Consider the following 19,477-nt stretch of genomic DNA (forward strand, 5'->3'; position numbering starts at 1 on the left):
CCTCCGCTGGCTCAAGGGTGCCGTCAACAAAGGGCGTCCGTTGCTCCAACCCATCCCCCTGCTCACCGTTGACCCTGAACCCTGCTTTGCCTCTAAAAACGCCGAAGACCAGTACTATGACCGCATCTGGTTCTCTAGGATCCAGTCCATACGATGTCAATTGCCCCCCTGGGAGGCGGCATAAAGATGTGTCAGGCAGTCAGCTGGGTAACCACTATATCGGTCACCAATTTCTGGGTTAAGGAAGGTCTTGTCGGCCCTAGCCTCTACGACTAGCGATGGGATGACTTATTAAGTGACTGTTGAGTCCATCAGCTACTTTTTCCAATCAGCCAGGTTGGTGACATAGGTGACTTACAGAATACCTAAAATATCCAGGGAATGAGCTTTTTAACCCGCTGTTGGTAGTCGTTGTAGTGGGGATAGCGCTCTTGCAGCCATCCTTCTTCTTTGGTGGCTTTGACATTAAGCACGGCAAACAGGGTAAGACACAGACCCAAATGACTGAGGCTAAACTGCCACAGGCTGAGGGCTAAGGTACCCAAAATGAGTCCGCTATACAGACTGTGGCGTACCCAACCGTAAACTCCTGTCTGCACCAATTCCCCATCTTCGCGGGGGTAGGGCAGGGGGGTGAGGTTTTGGCCTAGATCTATCAAGCCCTTGCCCAGCAAGACTAGGGCAAACAGACCGATGGCCCCGGCCAGCCCCATCACCCCATAGCGTACCGCAAGGGGCAACCCCGCCAGATCAACGGGCTGGTAGCGAGGAACAACCCCAAATGCGGCCAACAGCACCATTTGGGCCAGCACCCAATATTCTCCGCGCTGGCCCTTCCAACTTTCGGCGGTAAAACCCCATTGCTTAAACAAGTCCACGGCACCAATCCCCGATGGGCAATACCCCCCAATTATAGAAAAGGATGAGATCAATCTGACTCAGGGGAGTAGCAAGGATGAGATCATGCTTCGTGTTGTGGAGCCGTTGGCAACCCCGCTTGGAAGATGGTTTCTGCGGATAGATCTCATTGGGGAAAGGCCACAGAGGCGATTCTGTCGGCACCACGGAACGGTTGGACTGATATTCGCCTTCCACTAACCGATACACCGAAAGGGCGGGCTGCTTGGGAGAACCAATGAACCGTTGGGCTCCGAGGGCACGAAAACCCACAATCCAATATTCAGGAATGCCCATGGCTTCGTAGTCGAGCAGCTTGCGGCCATAGTCATCTCTAGAAAGTAGTCAAAGGTGAGGGGTTGAGAAAGCGCTTGCACCATCGTTACCCATCCAAGGATGTGGTTCTAGTCCCCCTCTCCCCGTGGGAGAAGGGATGGGGGTGTAGCTTGCTTCCCGTCAGGGTGGGCTGAGGGGACATTGTTAAAAGGGAATTTCGTCGTAATTAATACCGGGATCGGAATCGGCGGCGGGGCTGGGGGGTGGGGCAGCAGGGCGAGGGGTGGCTACCGCAGGACGGGGGGCGGCGGATGTAGCGGCGGGGGCGTTGGCCGTGAGGGGGGTGGGGGCGGCCATGGGCATGGTGGCGAAGGTTCCGGCGTTGTAGATGCGCTGGACGGTGAGTTCCGCCTGTTTTTCTTTGTAGCCTTCGGGCCGTTCAACGGTGTTCATGCCCAGGCGACCTTCCAGGAGGACGCGCTGCCCTACCTGGTAGTTTTCCTGGATTTCTTGGGCCAGATTGCCCCAGCCCACCACCTTCATTTGGGAGACCGGATCGCCCTCCCGCAGGCCCGGAAACTGCACGACAAACTCGGCCACGGGAAGCTGGTTATCTGAGGTGTAGCGGAGTTGGGGGGCTTGGACGATTTCCGCCAAAAGCATACAGTTGTTCATCGGCTGATCTCCTTAGATACCCGGATTAAGTGGCCCATTTGGCTAACCAGTTGGCTGACCCAGTGGTCTGACCCGTTCGTTGACCAGATAAAGACCCAGACGGGCTTGGGGCCACGGACACCCCGGCTTAGAGTGCCTGGGAGGGCATCCCCTGGGCTTGGTCAATAAACTGTTGCACCTGGTTATGGTACTTGTCCATGGTGGCATCGAGCCAGTCTCGGTTTTGGCTGTTGCCAAACAGATGGACGAGGGGTTCCCCGGCATCGGGCAGCACCAGCACCCAGTCGTCGGGGTTGTCTCCTAAGATTTTAACCCCGTCAATGAGTTCTAGGTGTTCCTGGGGCGTTTCCTCTACCAGGTAGCGCATCAGGGCACCCTTCACCGTCCAGGGGCAGCGCAGGGTTTGGGTGCGATGGGTGATGCGGGGCAGGTCTGACCAAATTTGGCCGAGGGAATGGTCTTGCAGGCTGAGCATTTCAATTAGCTTGGCGATGCAGAACATGGCATCGAAGCCGGGGTGCAGTTCGGGGAAAATAAAGCCCATGTCGCCGCTACCGCCGAGGACGACATTGGGGTTTTCCTGGCAGGCTTGCATCAGGGCCGTGGGGTTGGCCTTGGTGCGAATCACCTGGCCACCGTGGCGACGGGCAATGTGTTCCACCGCCCCGGAGGCTTGCACCGGAACCACGATGGTGCCCTTGGGATGGCAGGTCAGCATCATGTGGGCCATCAGGGCGGTTAGGGTTTCGCCGCGAATTTGGCTCCCCATTTCATCGACAAGGATAAGCTGCTCACCGTTGGCGGAGACCTGTGCCCCAAAGGTGGCCCGGAGTGCCCGCACCACCTGGCCCAGTTGGCCCAGCATCACCTCCCGGTCGTCGGGGGAGAGGGGCGACTGACGCAGGCTGGCGTTGAGTACCACGGCATCGCAGCCGAACTTGCCCAAAATTTGTGGCAGCACCGCCCCGGAAACAGCATAAACGTAATCAATCACCACCTTGGCCTGACTGCTGAGCACCGCCTCCACATTGAGGTGTTTCTCAAAGGCCGTCGTGTAGGTGGAAACGGTTTGGGCCGGAGTGGTGACGGTGCCAATTTCGTCGATGGCGGAACGGCGTAGGTCTTCCTTAAAGTAAGCTCCTTCGATTTTCTTTTCCTTACCCTTGGCGATGTCGATGCCGTGCTCGTCGAAGAACTCAATCAGCACATGGTCGGGGCGGATGGGGTGTAGCCGCACATGGATGCCCCCTACCACAGGCATTTGGGCAATCACGCTACGGGCCACGGGGATGGCGGTGGCCTCTAGGTTTTGGATGTTCACTCCCACGGACATCAGCCCCGCGATCAGCGAGCGAGACACCATGCGGGAAATAGTGCGCTGATCCCGCGAGACGGTGACGTGGGAACCGGGCTTGAGGGTGGAACCGTAGGCGGCTCCCAGTTTGACGGCAAATTCCGGCGTGATGTCGATGTTGGCCAGCCCGGAGACACCCCGCTGACCAAACAAATTGCGCTGTGCCGTGTTGCCCCAAATCAAATTGATGTTCAAGATGGCCCCTGATTCAATTTGCTTACTTGGCCAAACCCGCACCCCAGGGCTGATCTGGGCCTCTTCGCCGACGGTGGAGAGCGGCCCAATCACCGCCCCCTCTAGGACGTGGGAACGCCGATCTACCCTGGCTCCCCGCGCAATGCTACAGGCCCGCAGGTGAACTTCATCCCCGATGATGGCCCCGTTCCAGATGATCGGACGCTTCAGATCCGCATCGTTGCCGATGGTGACGTTGTCGCCGATTACCGTTCCGGGTTCTAGCACTGTCCGCGCCCCAATCCGGCAGTTGTTGCCAATCATGACCGGGGGATGCAGTTCGGCGGTGGGGTCGATATAAGTATTGTCGCCCACCCATATCCCCGATTCTGTCTCCGGGTAGGCATAATTGACCACGACCTTGCGGTGCAGGGCATCGTATTGGGCCTCCCGGTAGGCTTCCAGGTGGCCCACATCACACCAGTAGCCATCGGCCACATAGCCATAGATCGGTTCGCCCTTTTCTAACAGCAGGGGGAAGAGATCCTTGGAGAAGTCCGACTCTTGGTTAGCGGGCAGGTAGTCCAGTACCTCCGGTTCCAGGATGTACGTCCCGGTGTTGACGGTGTCGGAAAAAATTTCGCTGGTGGAGGGTTTTTCTAGGAAGCGCTGGATCTGGCCCTCGGCGTCGGTAATCACCACCCCAAACTCAATCGGGTTGGGCACACGGGTCAGCACCAGGGTGGCCTTGGATCCCTTTTCCCGGTGGAAGCGAATCGCCGCTTGCAGGTCAAAATCTGTAACGCTGTCGCCGCTGATCACCAAAAAGGTGTCGTCCAACAAATCGGCAATATTTTTCACACAGCCCGCTGTGCCGAGGGGCTGATCCTCCTCCACGGCGTAGGTCATCTGCACCCCAAAGTCGCGCCCGTCCTGGAAGTAGTCGCGCATGACATCGGGCAGATAGTGCAGGGTGGCGATCACCTCGTGGATGCCGTTGCGCTTCAGCAGGTTAACGATGTGCTCAGCAATGGGGCGATTCAGGATCGGTACCATCGGCTTTGGCAGATCGCAGGTGAGTGGGCGCAATCGCGTCCCGGAACCGCCAGCCATTAACACTGCTCGCATCTTGTCTCCTTCCTGCGGCTAAACAATCGTCTGGGTTCGTCACCATGCCCTAGGAGCATACCCCCCTAGAGGTGGGAACCTTGGTTAAACCAAGGACATTACCCATCGCTGGGAGTATCCTTAAGGCTGGGGACTGGTCAGACCAGAACCTCTGAACTAAACCCGCCGTCCCCCTGGATAGCTTACGGGAGAGCCGTCCCTCGCATCTCTATCCTAGGGCTGAGTCCCTGGGCTGAGATGGCCTTTTGCCAAGCCTTGGCCCTGTCCTGATATCCTCACCCCCAGAAACCCGCTAATATCGGTATTTTATAGGGAAAGGGGAATACCCCAAGGTAAGGAGGACAACCTATGCCAACACTACTGGTATTACTATTGGTCAGCATCTATGGCGGCGGCGCTTGGAAGTTTTGGGCCGGATTTAAACGCACCAACTTCAGTGAGGGCAAGGTGAAATTGACCGTTCTGTGGCCACTGTTGTTGGCCTCCAGCAAGTCCTACCGCGAGAACTTCAACCGCGCCCTCAAGGGTTAGGGCGAACGCGAATGACCCTACCCACCGCCGATCCCTCCCCCTGGGGGGCCGCCCTCCAGGCCGTTGCCCAACGCTACAACCAAGAATTTTCGGGTCAGCCCTTTGATTTGCCCCAGGAAATCGAAGAAATGCCCCTGTTCAAAGACTGGGTAGCCGGACGGTTAACGCCGCGCATTTCCACGCCCTTTTGGGAGTCGATCAAACCCCACAAAAAGGATCACTGCCTCGACCTGGGCTGCGGCATTAGCTTTTTGGTCTACCCCTGGCGCGACTGGGATGCCCTCTTCCACGGCCAGGACATCAGCGAGTTTGCCTGCAAGGCCGTTACCGCCAGGGGGCCACAGCTCAATTCCAAGCTGTTCAAGGGCATGAAGCAAGCCCCCGCCCACCGCCTGCAAGACCACTACGAACCCCACTTTTTCGACCTGGTGATTGCCACGGGGGTAAGCTGCTACTACCCCGCCGACTACTGGGAAACGGTGCTGCAACAGGTGAAAAAAGTTCTCAAACCGGGGGGGCACTTTTTGTTCGATGCCCTCAACCCCGAAGCGCCCCTAGCGGAAAGCTGGGCCATTTTAGAAACCTACCTAGGGGCCGAAGTGCAACTTGATGCCCTCGACCAATGGCCTGCCCTAGTGAAATCCGTGGGGGGACGGGTGGTTTCCCATCGCGACTATGAACTATTCCGCCTGTTCAAGGTGAAGTGGGATGGGTGACGGACTGCCGATACCAACTTTCTCCGCAGCGCCCCACCCTACTTGATCGGCTACCCCCTAAATCGAGGGCCACCAGCTCTGTTCCTTGGCCAGGGGCGTGAGGACGGTCAACCCTTGGGGAATACATTCCACTTCGACGGGGGTGGTACCGATGATTTCGCCATCGACCACTACATGGCGGGGTTTGTCCGTGGTGATTTTTACCCGCGACCCGCGCAGGCAGATGATGTCTTCGCGGTTGGTGGGGTTGCTAACCAGGGCCGAGGCAAACAGGCTGGTGAGGGCGGTAATCGCCTGCATTCGAGTTTTGACGGTGCTGATGGTGATATCCAATAGACCATCGGCGTAGCGGACTTCCCCAAAGCCCTGGGCTAAGACAGAGGTGGCGGGGGCGGCGTTGGCAATGGTGATGGCGGAGGTACTGAAGCTACCCTTGAGGATCTTGTCTTCACTGTGTTCAGCCCCCTCCAGTTCGAGGGTGGCTTCAAAGGTGTCGGCTTCGTTGATCTGCTGCACCCCGGCCAAAATGTAGGCCAGCACCCCAAATCGGTTTTTCATCTCACGGTTGGCTCGGTTCACGTAATCCGCCTCAAACCCAATGCCCGCCAGCAAAATCATCGGTCTGCCGTTGCAGCGGGCCATGTCTACAGTGCGAGTATTGCCCGCCAAAATGGTGCCACAGGCCCCTTGAATGGCACTGGGAATCCCTAGGGCGGCGGCAAAAGCATTGGCGGTGCCCCGTGGAATAATGCCCAGAGGAATCCCGGTTTCCAAGACCACCCCCGCCACCTCGGAGACGGTGCCATCGCCGCCGGAGGCAATTACCAAATCCGGGTTTTGGGTCAAGGCTTCACGGGTTTGGTCGGCGGGAGAAACGTCGGGACTGGTCACAATGACGTTCACCTGCACCTGGGGTTCTAGCAGGCGCTTAATCAGGGCCAGGTCGTTATCGGGGTTGCCCTGCCCCGATACGGGGTTAAAGATTAAATGGGCAATGCGGGCCTTACCGAGGTGCTTGATCACAGGCTCCGCTGTGGCCAGGTTGGTGGCCAGGGGTACGTTATGCACCTCACAAACTCGCAGCAGGGCGCGAATATCTGGCTCGTGGGGCTGGGCATAGAGGGGGTCAATCAAAAAAATGACCGCCGCCACTTCCCCCACCGCCACCCGTGCGGAAATCTGAGCATCGCCGCCGAGGGGGCCAGACAACAGACATTCCACCGATAGGCCCGCCTGCTGCTGTAGCCGTCCGCCCGTGGTGCCCGTGGCGATCAGGTGGTAGCGGGACAAAATCGCCTTAAATCGCTGGCCAAAGGCCACCATGTCGTCTTTTTTGCCATCGTGGGCAATCAGGGCAATTTGAGTGGGCATGGTTGGGGGAAGCCAGGGGAGAGGGGACAGGGCAAAGGGGGCAGAAGGAAATGAGCCAATGCCCTGCGATGGGCATGGTGGGAACGTTCTAAACAGCCCTCACTCTATTCTGATGATTAGCTAGCTTCTTGGAGCCTAGACCATGGACACCGTTCCCAGCCATTGAGGAAATCCCAGCAATTTCATAGATCTATAGCTAGTAGACCTAGCTATACCGTGTTTCTAAGCTTAGTCCAATGCCTCTAACCTTGGCCTAACCGCTGGTCACCGAGAGGCCATCCACCAGCACCGAGGGGGTGTAGCAGGCTCCGTTCCAGTCGGCGTCGTTGCCGAGTTCTAGGTTTTCCTTGAGGGCACCGTAGACGTTTCCGGCCACCATGGTGTCCTTCACGCGCCCGACAATTTTGCCCCGGTGGATGTGGTACCCCAGGTCGATGTTGACCGAGAAATCGCCGGAAATACCCGCCCCGCCGCCGAGGATTTGATCCACCAAAATGCCGTGTTCCACGCTGGCCAAAAGTTCTTCAAAGGATCGCGAACCGGGGGCAATTAACGTGTTGTAGAGGCTGGGGGTGGGGTAGCTGCCCAGGCCGGGACGAAAGCCGTTGCCCGTGGAGTGTCCGCCCAGTTGTTGACCCACCTTGCGATCACAATAGAACAGGGTCAGCACGCCTTTATCAATGAACACCAGCCGTTGGGTGGGGGTGCCCTCGTCGTCGAAGGGGCAGCTAAAGGGGCCAGCCTCCGGGTCTTGGTAGAGGGTGATGGCGGGGGAGATCATTCCCTGTCCTAGGCCATCGCTCCAGGGGGAAGATCGCTCGATCACCCGTTTGCCGCTGAGGGCCGCTTGCAGGGTACCCCACAGCATATCGGCGGCCTTAGCGGTAAAGATCACGGGGAGCCGCCCAGAGTTCACCGAGGCGGAGGCTTCGGCCCACCGCAAACGCTGGATGAGCTGTTCCACCAAGCTAGCCACATCCAAACTATCGCGGCGGGTTTGGCCATCGCTGACGCTGAGAAAATCATCCCCCCGCACCCATTCGGCGGAGGCATAGCCGCTAAGGGTGGTATCGCCGTAGGAGCAGTCCAGCCCCTGGCTGTTGAGGATGCGGGTGGTTTCGATGTCGCACTCCATTTCCACGCCGCAGATCACCTCTGGGTAGGCGGCGCGGATGTGGTCGATCACCTCTTGGCCCCAGGCGATGAGTTGATCGACGGGTACGGTTTGGCCCAGGTCGGGGTAGCGCTGGCGGGTGCCCGTGGTGAGATCGATGGGTTCTGGGTCGTTGAGGGCACTGATGGCCATGGCCTTGTCTACAATCGGCTGCGGATCCACTGGGCCGTAGGCCACCGCCAAACCGGGCCGACCGTTCACCCACAACCGCAGGGCCGTGCCCAACGCCGCTGAACTCTCCAACTGCTTGAGGCGATTGGCCTCAAAAAACACCGGGCGCGACTGGGAACGCGATTGCAGCACCTCCGCCGCCTCCGCCCCCGATTTTAGGGCTAGGTCAAGCAGCTTTTCGGCAAGGGAATCATCCGTGAGGCCAGCAACCATAGGAGGGGCTATCCAAGGTAGAACAATGCTTTCTCATCTTCCTGGATTGTGGCACCCCTGGAAAGCTGGCCCCTAGTCTCTAAATTGACAACCAACGATGCAGACCTAACCATAATCAGGGATCCACGGCGATTGGGTGGATGACATCGACCCTGGGCTGGGCGAGTTAGCATGGAGAGAGCAACGGCTTGGCTTGGCTTAGGATTCGCAGGGCTAAGGACATCGTCGGCTGCTGTAGCGCTGACCTGAAGGGTGGAATTGAGGGCAACCGCAAAGGGATAATGACCCATAGGTTCTAGCAGGACGAAGGCATAGAGGGAAGGGTATGACAGCGGCCATTGGGGAAATCATTCGCAACGGTATCTTGTTTGATGTAAAAAACTGGTCCATAACCATGCCTGAACAAGACACCTTTTTTCAAACGATTGAAGTACTGTTTGATGCCTTAGCTGACCGAAAAATCAATTACTTACTGGTTGGGGGAGTGGCTCTACTAAGCTACGTGGAAGGCCGCAATACCCAAGACATTGATTTAATCCTGGCTCGCTCAGATTTGGATGCTTTGCCCGAAGTGGTCATCTATGATGAAAATAAGAATTTTATCCGTGGTCTACTTGACCAATTACAGATTGACATCTTGTTGACCCAAAATGATCTATTCAAAGACGTTTTAGAAAAGTTTTCGATAGATAGATCATTCGGCACTCGCGTCATTCGGTGTGCCACAGTGGAAGGGCTACTGCTGCTGAAATGCTATGCTCTACCGTCGCTTTATCGCCAGGGACAATTTAGCCGAGCCAGTATTTACGAAAACGATATTCTACTCCTCTTGTTGAACTATTCGGTGGATATTGAGAACCTGTTAGAAATCCTATCTAACCATCTCCTACCCAGCGACACTCAAGAAGTGAAGACGATCCTGGATGACATTAAAGGCCGAATTCAGCGCTTTTCAAAGCAACAGCAATTATTGACCGATGAGTAGACAAGGATCTTGGGAGGTCGAAAAATGGTGCAGTCTCCCTGGAGGGGAAGGGAACATGGATGATATTCTCGTAAAGAATCTGTTTTTAGGATAAATTTAGACCTGCACTACGACAACATCCGCTGACTTGGAGGAAGGTAAAGATAGTGGAATGCTAAGGTCGATTAGGTTGGTGTGATTTGTCGGTCAGATTAGTCTGATATACTACGGCTAACTTGGATAGAAACTCAAAACTGGGATATTTTTATCGTTGAAGCAAAATCATTTAATCATGACGTGTGCCTGTTGGGGGCTTGCCTATATCGATGACATCTCTGGTAAACGGTTTGAGTAGCCATGGTTATGAATCAGCCGATTTACCAGGTTGGGGGTAGCCTATCCTCCCAGGCCAGCATCTATGTGACCCGCCAAGCCGACCAGGATCTCTACGATGCCCTGCTGGCGGGGGAATTTTGCTACGTGTTCAATGCCCGCCAGATGGGCAAATCGAGTCTGCGGTCGCAGATTCAGCGGCGGTTAGCGGATCTGGGGTACCGCTATATCTATTTAGATATGACCCAGCTCGGCAGCGAGGAAGTGACCCATCAACAGTGGTATCGCGGCGTCATGCTGGAGATGCTGCGGGGGTTGGGGCTGTTGGGCAAAATTAACATCAAAGACCACTGGCAGCGCTGGGAAACCCTGCCCCCGGTGCAGCAATTGCAACTGTTGATTGATGAGATTCTGGAGCATTTATCTAGCACCCGGCTGTTTATTTTGGTGGATGAAATCGACAGCCTGCTCAGCCTCGATTTCCCGGTGAATGACTTTTTTGCCTTCATTCGTGCCTGCCATGAAGACCGCCAAAACCAGGCCAACAAAACTCAATTAACCTGGGCCTTATTTGGGGTGGCCACGCCGTCGGATTTGATTCGAGACCGCAAGCGCACCCCCTTCAACATCGGTCGCGCCATTGACCTGCAAGACTTCCAGCTAGAGGAAGCCTATCCCCTGATGGCGGGCTTTCAGCGGCAGGTCTCTAACCCGGAGGCGGTGCTCAAGGCGATTTGGGATTGGACGGGGGGACAGCCCTTTCTCACCCAAAAGCTCTGCCAGTTGGTGACCCAAAAAAGTCAGGAGGCCCAGGAGGCCCAGCTTCGCCTGCCCCCCGGCACCGAACGGGCCTGGATTGACGACCTGGTGCAAACCCATATTCTGCAACACTGGGAATCCCAGGATCATCCCGAACACCTGCGTACCATCCGCAATCGCCTGCTGATGGATGAGATGCGTATCCCTCGGTTGCTGGGGTTGTATCAGCATATTTTAGAGCAGGGGGGAATTCCCCTCGACGGTAGTCAGGAGCAAACGGAACTGCTCTTGGCCGGACTGGTCTGCAAGCGAGATGGACACCTGACCACCAAAAATCGGATCTATCGGGCGGTGTTCGACCAGGGCTGGCTGAACACACATCTGCAAAACCTGCGGCCCTATTCCCAAGCCTTAGGGGCATGGTTAGCCTCGGACGGCACCGATAGCTCGCGGCTCTTGCGAGGGCAGGCGTTGCAGGACGCCAAGCAGTGGTCACACCACAGAAACCTCAGTGCGGTCGATTATCGCTTTCTCAGCGCCAGCGAAACCGCCGAATATCAGGCCACACAGCAACAACTGGAACTGGCTAAGGCCAAGGAGGAACAGGCGCGTCTCCACCAGGAACGGCGGGCTTGGGTGTTTCAACGTTACCTCTCCCTAACCCTGGCCCTGGCCTTGTTCGCCATGACCGGGTTGGGTCTGACCGCCCTGAGACAGTACCAATTGGCCCTACGCAATGGACAACAGGCCCAGGAAGAAACCGTACGATCCCTGACGGCTTCGGCCCATGCCCTATTGACTTCGGACCAAAGTCTAGACGCTCTGCTATCGGCCCTTCGGGCACAACAGCGACTTCAGCAATTACCTGCCCATGTCTCTCGCCAGCCTTTGCAGGATCAGGTGGATTGGGTGCTACGGCAGGGCATCTTTGGGGCCAGTGAAATGAACCGATTCGCTGGCCACGGCAACAACGTCCACGATGTGAAGTTTAGTCCCGATGGTCAAACCCTAGTTTCTGTGGATGGCGATAACACCCTGCGCTTTTGGCAGCGGGATGGCACCCTGCTGAAAACCGTTTCCGCCAGAGACTATGTTGCCTATGGGACAAGCTACAGTCCCGATGGTCATATCATTGCCCTGGCCACCGCTGGCGGCACCGTTGAACTCTGGTCGGCTACTGGGGAAAAGCTGAGAACCCTAGAGGGACACCGGGCGACGGTCTGGTTTGTCGCCTTTGATGCCAAGGGAGATCTGCTGGTCAGTGCCAGCCAGGATGGCACGGTGAAACTTTGGTCGCGAGACGGCAATCTGATCCAATCCTTTGCGGGCCATGCCGCCCCCCTGTATGGAGCTGCTATCAGCCCCGATCAACAGTTGATTGCCTCTGCCGGGATCGACGGCACCGCTAAACTCTGGGATCGCGATGGCCGCCTCTACGCTACCTTGGCGGGCCATGTTGGCCCCGTTTGGTCGGTGGTGTTTAGTCCGGATGGCCAGACCATTGTGACCACTGGCCAAGATAAAACCGTGCGTCTATGGCAGCGGGATGGTCGCCCGGTGAAAACGCTAACGGGGCATCAGGCGGCGATATGGGGATCAGCTTTCAGTCCGGATGGGTCGTTTTTCGTCTCGACCAGTGTTGATCAGACGGCTAAGGTTTGGAGTCGGGAAGGAATCTTGCTGAAAACCCTGAGGGGTCATGAAGGCACAGTGTGGGGTGTGTCCATCAGCCCGGATAGCCAGACCATTGCCACGGCCAGTTGGGACCAAACCGTTCGCCTTTGGCGGATAAACCCGCTGAGGCGAACCATTTATGGGGCTGAAGATTCCATCACCCATGTGGCCTTTAGTGCCAGCGGGGATCGGTTCGCTTCCGTGGGTCTGAACGGGGCGGTGCAACTCTGGAATCGGCAGGGGCATCTCCTCAACACCCTAGGTGCCCATCAAGGGGAAGCCTGGGCAGTAGCCGTTAGTCCCGATGACACGTACCTGGTTTCTAGTGGATCCGACAATACCGCTAAAGTTTGGGGCCTCGATGGGTCGCTGTTACATACCCTGTCGGGGCATAACGATGCCATCTACACCGTTGATATCAGTGTCGATGGCCAAACCATTGCCACGGGTAGCCTGGATGGTGTCGTGAAGATCTGGCACCGGGATGGTCGCCTGCGACAGACCATCGAAACTCGGCAAGCCCCCATCATCCAGTTAGCCTTTAGCCCTGATGGTCAAACCTTAGCCGTTGCAGGTACCCAAAACCCTCTCAGGATCTGGAGTCTGGATGGTGCCCTGATCCACGACATTGATCATGAGGGCACCCTGGCCGCTCTAGCCTTTAGCCCCGATGGCCAATGGTTGGCCACCGCTGGCGCTAGCACGGTTCAACTGCGGCGACCCAGTGGCCAAGTTGTTCGCACCATTGCCACGTCCCAAACGGCAGGGGGGCTAATGGGAGCCATTGCCTTTAGCCCAGACAGCACTCTGCTAGCCGTCACCTCCCGAAACAACGATCTAAACACCTGGCAGATCGATCTGTGGCGCACAGACGGTACCCAAGCTAGCACCCTGATTGGCCATCAAGGCGAAATTCGCGGGATTGCCTTTAGCCCCGATGGGCAACAACTGCTGTCCGGATCCTTTGACAAAACCTTTTCGCTCTGGAATATCGACCCCATTACTAACTCGGATGAAGTCACCTTCGCCTGCAACTGGCTCTCCGATTATCTACGGACAAAGGGAAACATCGGTGAGGGCGATAACACCCTTTGCCAACGATTCCAGCGGTAACGTTGAACTGACAAAGCTTACGAGAACCCAGATCCGTCAAAGGGTCAAGAGACCTGACCCCTACATTATCAAAATCCTGTAGGGGCGCGGTTTCCGCGTCCGACGCAGGATCTTTTGACAGTCAACCAGAGCGCCGTGTGGCTTTAGCCGTGGGAATGTCAATTATCCCTCCCCTCTAACTGTCGTAGCCGTTCCATTAGTCGCAGTTTTTCAACCCGTTCCTGCTCAAGGATCTGTTCCATCTGTTCAGCCCGCTGGCGTGCCTGAGCTAACTCAGATTTTAGGTTTTGAATCAATTCCTGGGGCAAGGGATAGGGCTTGCCTGCGGCATCATGCCAGGTCAACCATTCCTGAAAGATGCCGCCCAATTCTCCCTGAACACGGCCAATCCCTAATTCGATTTCAGGTATCCAGAACGGTTCTTCACCCTGAAGTTGATAGGTATCGTTGACGAGTTGATACACCTCAAAGGGCTGGTGTCGGTTTCTGCGGCTGTATTCGGGGTTGTAAATGACGTAGTATTTCACCCCCAAGTTGGCATAGATCGTCATTTTCTGGTCATATTCCTGGCCATAGGTTTTGGACACAAATTCCAAGGCCAACAGGGGAACGACCCCATTTTCTTCCTGGAGCACATAGCTCAAACGCCCTTTACCTGCCCGTTTGTGACGTTGAACCCCCACACTCAGAAATCCGTCGGGGATGATGGCGGGAGAACGGTTTCGCTGGGCTTCGCGATCATAAAGGCCCATGTCTACCCCAAAAAACCAGTCCTGGCGATGTCCCCAAATCTGCTCCAGTACGGCTAATAACCAGTTGGGGATCGTATTTTGGTATTCGTTATCCACAGGGGTGTCGTCAGAGCAGGGGAGTTCTTCTGAGGTAGGCAACCGCAGTTCTGGGTCAACCCCAGGCTCTGTCAAAGGAGGTTGCATGGCACAGTCCCTCAAGATTTCAGTGATTCCATTCGGTGGTTCCATTATGTCATGGGGGTCATGGCCAAGTTGATATACTTCAGGGGATAGCCGCATTAGAGCCTCCATGCCCAAATGGTTTAACACCGCTGGCCCCTGTAAGCCAAGTATTCACTACATGTTGCCGCCTCTAGGTCGCCTGCCCAATCTGGAGCGCTTGGTGGCGCAGCAGGGCTACTTTGTGAAGTGGACCCAAGTGGTAATACCAATCCGACATGAAGTTGAGCATAATAGGGGATGACGTTCGAGAGGGTAGAGAGGATGGCCCGTCCCTTCGTGATTGAGGTGGCTGAAAGCGAAACCTTTCTGGAGAAAAGCCTGAAGCAGGCGAAAACGGGGTTCCGCAAAGAGCGGTTGCAGATGCTGTGGTGGATTAAGACGAAGCAAATCCGGTATCGGCAGGAGATAGGTGAGCGGTTGGGGCGCAGTCCTGCGACGATAAGCCGCTGGCTGTCGTTGTATCGTCGGTAGTCCCTAAGGAATCAGGATGCCAAGCTAGTTTACGACGATCAGAGGATGCGAAGCTCCGCCCTATCACGATACAGTCGATCTGTATTGTGATAGAAACTTACCGATGTCGGCTCGAACCCTCCGTTGCCCGACCTGTGATTCCGTCAACGTTGTCAAGAATGGCAAAATCCACAATGGCAAGCAAAACCACAAATGCACCGACTGCGGTCGTCAATTCGTCAAAGACCCGCAACAGAAGCGGATTGGGGTGGACACGAAACGTCTCATCGATAAGCTGTTGTTGGAAAAGATTCCGTTGGCGGGGATTGCCCGTGTGGTGGATGTTTCAGAGGTCTGGTTGCAGGGCTATGTGAATGCCAAGTAGGCCCAAGTTGAGCGCCAAGTGACCGTGAGTGCTCAACAAAACGATTGACCCTGGAGTGTGATGAAGCGTGGTCGTTGGTCGGACACAAGGGCAACAAGCCATGGATTTGGCTCGCGATTAACCGTGAGACGAGAGAAATCGTCGGGGTTCCTATCGGAGACCGGAGCCGTGCCGGAGCCGAGGCCCTGTGGGACTCCTTGCCCCCCGTCTACCGTCAGTGTGCCGTCTGTTACACCGATTTCTGGGAAGCCTATAAAACCGTTATTCCGAGCCAGCGACACCGAGCCGTTGGCAAAGACAGTGGCCAAACGAATCGGATTGAGCGGTTCAACGGCACCCTACGTCAACGGGTCTCACGCCTCGTTCGCAAGACCCTATCGTTTTCTAAGAAGCTCGAAAATCACATTGGCGCGATCTGGTACTTTATCCATCACCACAATGCGTCCTTACAGCTTTAGGACTACCACTGTGCTTATGATACCCACCACCACTCGTAGACTAACCGTTGGGTAATAGGCACTACCTACCCTGTGTGCTTTGTAAAGGCTAGAACCCCGATATGCTTCAAGAAACCGGGGTTCTGATGATTTAGCCCTATTCCACTGTCACGCTCTTGGCGAGGTTGCGGGGTTGATCCACATCCAAACCGCGACGGGCCGCGATGTGGTAGGCCAGTAGTTGCAACGGAATCACCGCCACGATGGGGGAGAGCAGTTCATCCACCGGGGGCACGGGCAGCAGTTTGTCGAAGGTGTCGGCGGCATCGGTGTCATCCATGGGTACCACACCGATTAGTTGGGCATCGCGGGCCTTGGCTTCCTGGGCGTTGGAGAGCACCTTGTCGTAGACGCTCCCCGGCATGGCGATGGCCACCACGGGCACCTTGGCATCGAGCAGGGCGATGGGGCCGTGCTTCATTTCGCCAGCGGGGTAGCCCTCGGCGTGGATGTAGCTGATTTCCTTGAGTTTGAGGGCACCTTCTAGGGCAATGGGGAAGTTCACCCCTCGGCCCAAAAAGATAAAGTCCTGGGTGTCGTTAAAGTCGTGGGCGAGGTCTTCGATGTAGCGCTCCTGGCTTTCGAGCACTTGCTCAATATAGGCCGGAAGCTGGTGAAGTTGAGCGATGATTTCCTCAATCCGCTGGGGGGAGAGGGTTTTGCGGCGGTAGGCCAAATCTAGGGCCAGGAAGTAGAAGGCCATCACCTGGGCAGTGAAGGTTTTGGTGGCGGCGACGCCGATTTCAATTCCGGCGTGGGTGTCGATGATGTGGGGCACCAGGCGCGAGAGGGAACTTTCGGGCCGATTGGTGATGCCCACCATGCGGGGCGCAAAGCGGGGATCGCCCTGGGCGGTGCGGCGGGCTTGCTCCATTTCCAATGCGGCTAGGGTGTCGGCGGTTTCGCCGGATTGGGTGACGCCAATGGTGAGGGTGTTGGGGATCAGCGGCGTGGGGGAATAGCGAAATTCCGAGGCATACTGCACCATTACGGGCAGTTCTGCCAGGTGTTCGATCAGGTATTTGCCCACCAGGCCCGCGTGCCAACTGGTACCGCAGGCTACAATCTGCACATGATCCAGGCCATCCAGCACCTCGTTACCAATGCCTAACTGCACCGGGGATCGGCCCGAATCGGCGTTTGCCCCGTTGTCGATGTAGGTTTCTAGGCAGGTACGCACCACACCGGGCTGCTCGTAGATTTCCTTCAGCATGAAGTGCTTGAAGCCCTGCTTTTCCACCATGATTGGGTTCCAGTTCAGGGTAATGGGGTGCTTGCGCTGACGGTCTCCGGCGAAGTTGTAGACCTCTACCCCCAGGGGCGAGAGGCTGGCCAGTTCGCCATTTTCTAGGGGCAGCACGGCGCGAGTGTAGGGCACGATGGCGGGGGTATCGCTGGCGCAGAAAAATTCCCCTTGGCCAAAGCCAATCACCAGCGGGGCCTGCTGCCGCACGACGACCAGCTCATCAGGGAAATCCGCCGACACAATCGCCAGGGCAAAGGCCCCCTGCAATTCCTGACAGGCCAGCCGTACCGCTTCCAGTAGGGGGGATCGGCCCTGGAAGTCCCCGGTTTTGCCGATCTTGGTCAAGTGGGAGGACACCAGATGGGGTACCACTTCGGTATCGGTATCCGACAGAAACTTGTGCCCATCGGCCTTCAAGGTTTCCCGCAGTTCCCGGTAGTTTTCGACAATGCCGTTTTGGACGACGGCAATGCGGCCCTCGGTGTCGCGGTGGGGGTGGGCGTTGTATTCTTCGGGCTTGCCGTGGGTGGCCCAGCGGGTGTGGCCAATGCCCAAACGGGCCGGATTCTCTAGGCCGTCAATTTTGTCTTGCAGATTTTGCAGCTTGCCCTTGGCCCGCACACAGTGCAGTTCGCCCTCAAACACCGTGGCAATGCCCGCCGAATCGTAGCCGCGATACTCTAGCTTACGCAGCCCCTCCATCAAAATGGTGGTGGCGGCCTGGGTTCCGATATATCCGACGATGCCACACATAGCCGTTCCTCCGCAGCGCTAGGCTCAGTTAACGTACCTAGGGTAGCGCCCTTGGGGATCAGAACCATAGCCACCCAGGGCGCACCCGCCAGAATGCAGACTAGGATACACGCTGATCCCCATTCTGTGCGGCTTCAACGAAACGGCCTGAGAGCTTGGATACTGCCAGCCCTAGAGCCAGCCCCGCAGGGTGAGGGCTTCCGTCAGAGACATCCCCGTGATCGATTGGTCGTAGCGGGCCACCTGGGTTTGGGCTACCGTTAGCTTGCCCTTGGCTAACAGGGAGTCGATGAGTGCAGCCTCATCGGAGGAGGACAGGGCTGGGCTGGGTTCGGGTTGGGCGGGTTGAGGCTGATGCTTCACTAGGGCGGTAACCACATTCGCGGCATCTCGGTTCATCAACGCATGACCCGTGGGAAAGATGTAAACCACGGTGTCCCCGGTTTGGCCCAACACATAATCAGCATCGGTGGGGGTGGAGGAAGCGCAGGCTGAGAGGGACGACATCATAAGCAAGACCTGGGTAAAACGACCGAGAACAAACGACCAGGCAACGCAAGCAAGCTTTAGGAAAACCCATGCCACCGCAATCTCACGGACGGATTTGCCATGACCGCCTTGATTGTGTTTGCCTTAATACTGTTTTACACAATTTTTCCGGGGCCATTGTGTTGAGGCGGTGAATCTACGCCACGACAGCGTGAACTCTTGGTTGAGGCTGGGCCAGGACAATCCCCAGAAGCCGGGAATCCAAGCCAGAGCGGTCGGGGTCGGACTGGTGGCAATAGAGGCCGATACTAAATCCGGCCCCGGCTAGGTTAACCTGGGACGGGATGCGATCCTAGACAAGCTGTGGTAGAACCTCTGTTGTGCCCATGCGCTGGCAGGGGAAACTCCATGCCCCCACGAAAATCGTCCCAGAAAAGTGGCAAGCCTCCTACGCCGCTCCCGCCCCCAGCCCCCTTTGGCGGCAAGGGTCATCAGGTGCAGGTGTTTTATCTGGCGGCCCGCAGCCAAAACCCCAATGCCCCCACCAAGGATGCCCTGTGGTTTGCGACCTACCCCATCATCCCCCGTGTGGGCGATTGCCTGTTTCGTGAGGGGGTTTACTACCAGGTGGAGCGAGTGTTTCTCTACGAAAACCTCACGGCAAGCTGGTGCGCCGATATCGAGGTGTCTTTCTATAGTCGCCGCTAGGAAACGCGCCTTAAGTCATGGCGAATCGCTTTAGAAGACAACATTATATCAACGGCAACTAAGCTGATATGCATTTAAATTGCATTAACTGTGTTTCCTTTATTTTTGATCTTGCGATCCCAGTTGATGACAAGCTGCCCTTCGTTCAATAGGTTATGAACAAGCGCTTCTAAATCCTCAATCGACTCAAATAGACGATTGGCAATGAATTCCTTTGCAGAGTGCCAAACTAACTCGATTAAATTATAGTCCGGACTGTAGGGTGGCAGAAATTCTAAGACAATGTTGGGCATCTCCTTCGCTATCTTCTCTAGAATCTCTGTCTTTTTATGAATACTTGCATTGTCTAAAATGATAAGAATCTTAGGGCCATCCTGCTCAAAGTCTTCGATCCGTCTACCTTCTCTAACCCATTCCTGTTTCACTTCTTCGTAGAATCCATGGAGGACACT

The 19,477-nt window shown here is 56.3% G+C and carries 17 protein-coding genes and 1 pseudogene; 8 read left to right on the top strand and 10 right to left on the bottom strand.

Annotated elements, in window-relative coordinates; all coding sequences use genetic code 11:
- Window positions 1-184: hypothetical protein (locus tag H6G62_RS22030; protein ID WP_190492888.1), on the top strand; the 184-nt coding region annotated here is incomplete at its 5' end.
- Window positions 185-365: 181 nt separating this feature from the next.
- Here H6G62_RS22030 and H6G62_RS22035 read toward each other — a convergent pair.
- The 4 genes from H6G62_RS22035 to H6G62_RS22050 all read right to left on the bottom strand — a co-directional run bounded on the left by H6G62_RS22035 (window position 366) and on the right by H6G62_RS22050 (window position 4,504).
- On the bottom strand, window positions 366-878 hold the full coding sequence (locus H6G62_RS22035) for an isoprenylcysteine carboxylmethyltransferase family protein (protein ID WP_347239404.1): 513 nt from the start codon (window positions 876-878) through the stop codon (window positions 366-368).
- Window positions 865-1,194 (bottom strand): hypothetical protein, encoded by a 330-nt coding sequence (locus tag H6G62_RS28685; protein WP_347239405.1) that lies wholly within the window; start codon window positions 1,192-1,194, stop codon window positions 865-867. Before H6G62_RS28685 ends, H6G62_RS22035 begins: the two co-directional genes overlap by 14 nt.
- A 183-nt stretch (window positions 1,195-1,377) precedes the next feature.
- On the bottom strand, window positions 1,378-1,848 hold the full coding sequence (locus H6G62_RS22045; RefSeq protein WP_190499188.1) for a single-stranded DNA-binding protein: 471 nt from the start codon (window positions 1,846-1,848) through the stop codon (window positions 1,378-1,380).
- A 127-nt stretch (window positions 1,849-1,975) separates the two neighbouring features.
- The gene (locus tag H6G62_RS22050; RefSeq protein WP_190499190.1) at window positions 1,976-4,504 is read right to left on the bottom strand and encodes a mannose-1-phosphate guanyltransferase; all 2,529 of its coding nucleotides are present in this window, start codon (window positions 4,502-4,504) and stop codon (window positions 1,976-1,978) included.
- Between the two features lie 348 nt (window positions 4,505-4,852).
- Between H6G62_RS22050 and H6G62_RS22055 the strand changes: the two genes are divergently transcribed.
- Complete coding sequence (locus H6G62_RS22055) at window positions 4,853-5,035, top strand: hypothetical protein (RefSeq protein WP_190499192.1); 183 nt, start codon at window positions 4,853-4,855, stop codon at window positions 5,033-5,035.
- A gap of 11 nt (window positions 5,036-5,046) precedes the next feature.
- Complete coding sequence (locus tag H6G62_RS22060; protein WP_190499194.1) at window positions 5,047-5,751, top strand: methyltransferase domain-containing protein; 705 nt, start codon at window positions 5,047-5,049, stop codon at window positions 5,749-5,751.
- A 57-nt stretch (window positions 5,752-5,808) separates the two neighbouring features.
- On the opposite strand, the gene mgsA is transcribed toward H6G62_RS22060, so the two are convergent.
- Window positions 5,809-7,122 (bottom strand): methylglyoxal synthase, encoded by a 1,314-nt coding sequence (mgsA, locus tag H6G62_RS22065; RefSeq protein ID WP_190499196.1) that lies wholly within the window; start codon window positions 7,120-7,122, stop codon window positions 5,809-5,811.
- Between the two features lie 253 nt (window positions 7,123-7,375).
- On the bottom strand, window positions 7,376-8,680 hold the full coding sequence (locus H6G62_RS22070) for a TldD/PmbA family protein (protein ID WP_190499198.1): 1,305 nt from the start codon (window positions 8,678-8,680) through the stop codon (window positions 7,376-7,378).
- A 325-nt stretch (window positions 8,681-9,005) separates the two neighbouring features.
- On the opposite strand from H6G62_RS22070, the gene H6G62_RS22075 reads away from it, so the two are divergent.
- Together H6G62_RS22075 and H6G62_RS22080 are read left to right on the top strand one after the other, a co-directional pair.
- A complete protein-coding gene (locus tag H6G62_RS22075) occupies window positions 9,006-9,665 on the top strand; it encodes a hypothetical protein (RefSeq protein ID WP_190499200.1) in 660 nt (219 codons plus the stop codon).
- 342 nt (window positions 9,666-10,007) lie between these two features.
- Entirely contained in the window at window positions 10,008-13,523 is a 3,516-nt protein-coding gene (locus tag H6G62_RS22080) for an AAA-like domain-containing protein (protein ID WP_190499202.1), read from the top strand.
- A 158-nt stretch (window positions 13,524-13,681) separates the two neighbouring features.
- On the opposite strand, the gene H6G62_RS22085 is transcribed toward H6G62_RS22080, so the two are convergent.
- Window positions 13,682-14,458 carry a Uma2 family endonuclease gene (locus H6G62_RS22085; protein ID WP_190499204.1) on the bottom strand — a complete coding sequence of 259 codons (777 nt, stop codon included), beginning with the start codon at window positions 14,456-14,458 and terminating at the stop codon, window positions 13,682-13,684.
- Between the two features lie 300 nt (window positions 14,459-14,758).
- On the opposite strand from H6G62_RS22085, the gene H6G62_RS22090 reads away from it, so the two are divergent.
- Both H6G62_RS22090 and H6G62_RS22095 read left to right on the top strand, forming a co-directional pair.
- Window positions 14,759-14,968, top strand: a complete 210-nt coding sequence (locus H6G62_RS22090) for a helix-turn-helix domain-containing protein (protein ID WP_190499206.1) — start codon at window positions 14,759-14,761, stop codon at window positions 14,966-14,968.
- A 103-nt stretch (window positions 14,969-15,071) separates the two neighbouring features.
- Window positions 15,072-15,790 (top strand): annotated as a pseudogene (locus tag H6G62_RS22095) (IS1 family transposase).
- 136 nt (window positions 15,791-15,926) lie between these two features.
- Here H6G62_RS22095 and glmS read toward each other — a convergent pair.
- Window positions 15,927-17,828: a glutamine--fructose-6-phosphate transaminase (isomerizing) gene (glmS, locus tag H6G62_RS22100; protein WP_190499208.1), complete on the bottom strand. Its 1,902-nt coding sequence runs from the start codon at window positions 17,826-17,828 to the stop codon at window positions 15,927-15,929.
- A 171-nt stretch (window positions 17,829-17,999) separates the two neighbouring features.
- Entirely contained in the window at window positions 18,000-18,338 is a 339-nt protein-coding gene (locus tag H6G62_RS22105; protein ID WP_190499211.1) for a hypothetical protein, read from the bottom strand.
- Between the two features lie 387 nt (window positions 18,339-18,725).
- Here H6G62_RS22105 and H6G62_RS22110 point away from each other — a divergent pair, with 387 nt between their 5' ends.
- Window positions 18,726-19,025: a hypothetical protein gene (locus H6G62_RS22110; RefSeq protein WP_190499213.1), complete on the top strand. Its 300-nt coding sequence runs from the start codon at window positions 18,726-18,728 to the stop codon at window positions 19,023-19,025.
- A 74-nt stretch (window positions 19,026-19,099) separates the two neighbouring features.
- Here the strand turns inward: H6G62_RS22110 and H6G62_RS22115 are convergent.
- Window positions 19,100-19,477: transposase (locus H6G62_RS22115; protein ID WP_190499214.1), on the bottom strand; the 378-nt coding region annotated here is incomplete at its 5' end.

The organism is Phormidium sp. FACHB-1136, from assembly GCF_014697375.1.
Classification (GTDB): domain Bacteria; phylum Cyanobacteriota; class Cyanobacteriia; order Phormidesmidales; family Phormidesmidaceae; genus Nodosilinea.

What these genes read in the sequence shown, in the direction of transcription:
- H6G62_RS22055 (WP_190499192.1), top strand. Translation starts at nt 4,853, where the DNA reads ATGCCAACACTACTGGTATTACTATTGGTCAGCATCTATGGCGGCGGC.
- H6G62_RS22075 (WP_190499200.1), top strand. Translation starts at nt 9,006, where the DNA reads ATGACAGCGGCCATTGGGGAAATCATTCGCAACGGTATCTTGTTTGAT.
- H6G62_RS22080 (WP_190499202.1), top strand. Translation starts at nt 10,008, where the DNA reads ATGAATCAGCCGATTTACCAGGTTGGGGGTAGCCTATCCTCCCAGGCC.
- H6G62_RS28685 (WP_347239405.1), bottom strand. Translation starts at nt 1,194, where the DNA reads ATGGGCATTCCTGAATATTGGATTGTGGGTTTTCGTGCCCTCGGAGCC.
- H6G62_RS22060 (WP_190499194.1), top strand. Translation starts at nt 5,047, where the DNA reads ATGACCCTACCCACCGCCGATCCCTCCCCCTGGGGGGCCGCCCTCCAG.
- H6G62_RS22090 (WP_190499206.1), top strand. Translation starts at nt 14,759, where the DNA reads ATGGCCCGTCCCTTCGTGATTGAGGTGGCTGAAAGCGAAACCTTTCTG.
- H6G62_RS22045 (WP_190499188.1), bottom strand. Translation starts at nt 1,848, where the DNA reads ATGAACAACTGTATGCTTTTGGCGGAAATCGTCCAAGCCCCCCAACTC.
- H6G62_RS22110 (WP_190499213.1), top strand. Translation starts at nt 18,726, where the DNA reads ATGCCCCCACGAAAATCGTCCCAGAAAAGTGGCAAGCCTCCTACGCCG.
- glmS (WP_190499208.1), bottom strand. Translation starts at nt 17,828, where the DNA reads ATGTGTGGCATCGTCGGATATATCGGAACCCAGGCCGCCACCACCATT.
- H6G62_RS22070 (WP_190499198.1), bottom strand. Translation starts at nt 8,680, where the DNA reads ATGGTTGCTGGCCTCACGGATGATTCCCTTGCCGAAAAGCTGCTTGAC.
- H6G62_RS22105 (WP_190499211.1), bottom strand. Translation starts at nt 18,338, where the DNA reads ATGATGTCGTCCCTCTCAGCCTGCGCTTCCTCCACCCCCACCGATGCT.
- H6G62_RS22085 (WP_190499204.1), bottom strand. Translation starts at nt 14,458, where the DNA reads ATGCAACCTCCTTTGACAGAGCCTGGGGTTGACCCAGAACTGCGGTTG.
- mgsA (WP_190499196.1), bottom strand. Translation starts at nt 7,122, where the DNA reads ATGCCCACTCAAATTGCCCTGATTGCCCACGATGGCAAAAAAGACGAC.
- H6G62_RS22050 (WP_190499190.1), bottom strand. Translation starts at nt 4,504, where the DNA reads ATGCGAGCAGTGTTAATGGCTGGCGGTTCCGGGACGCGATTGCGCCCA.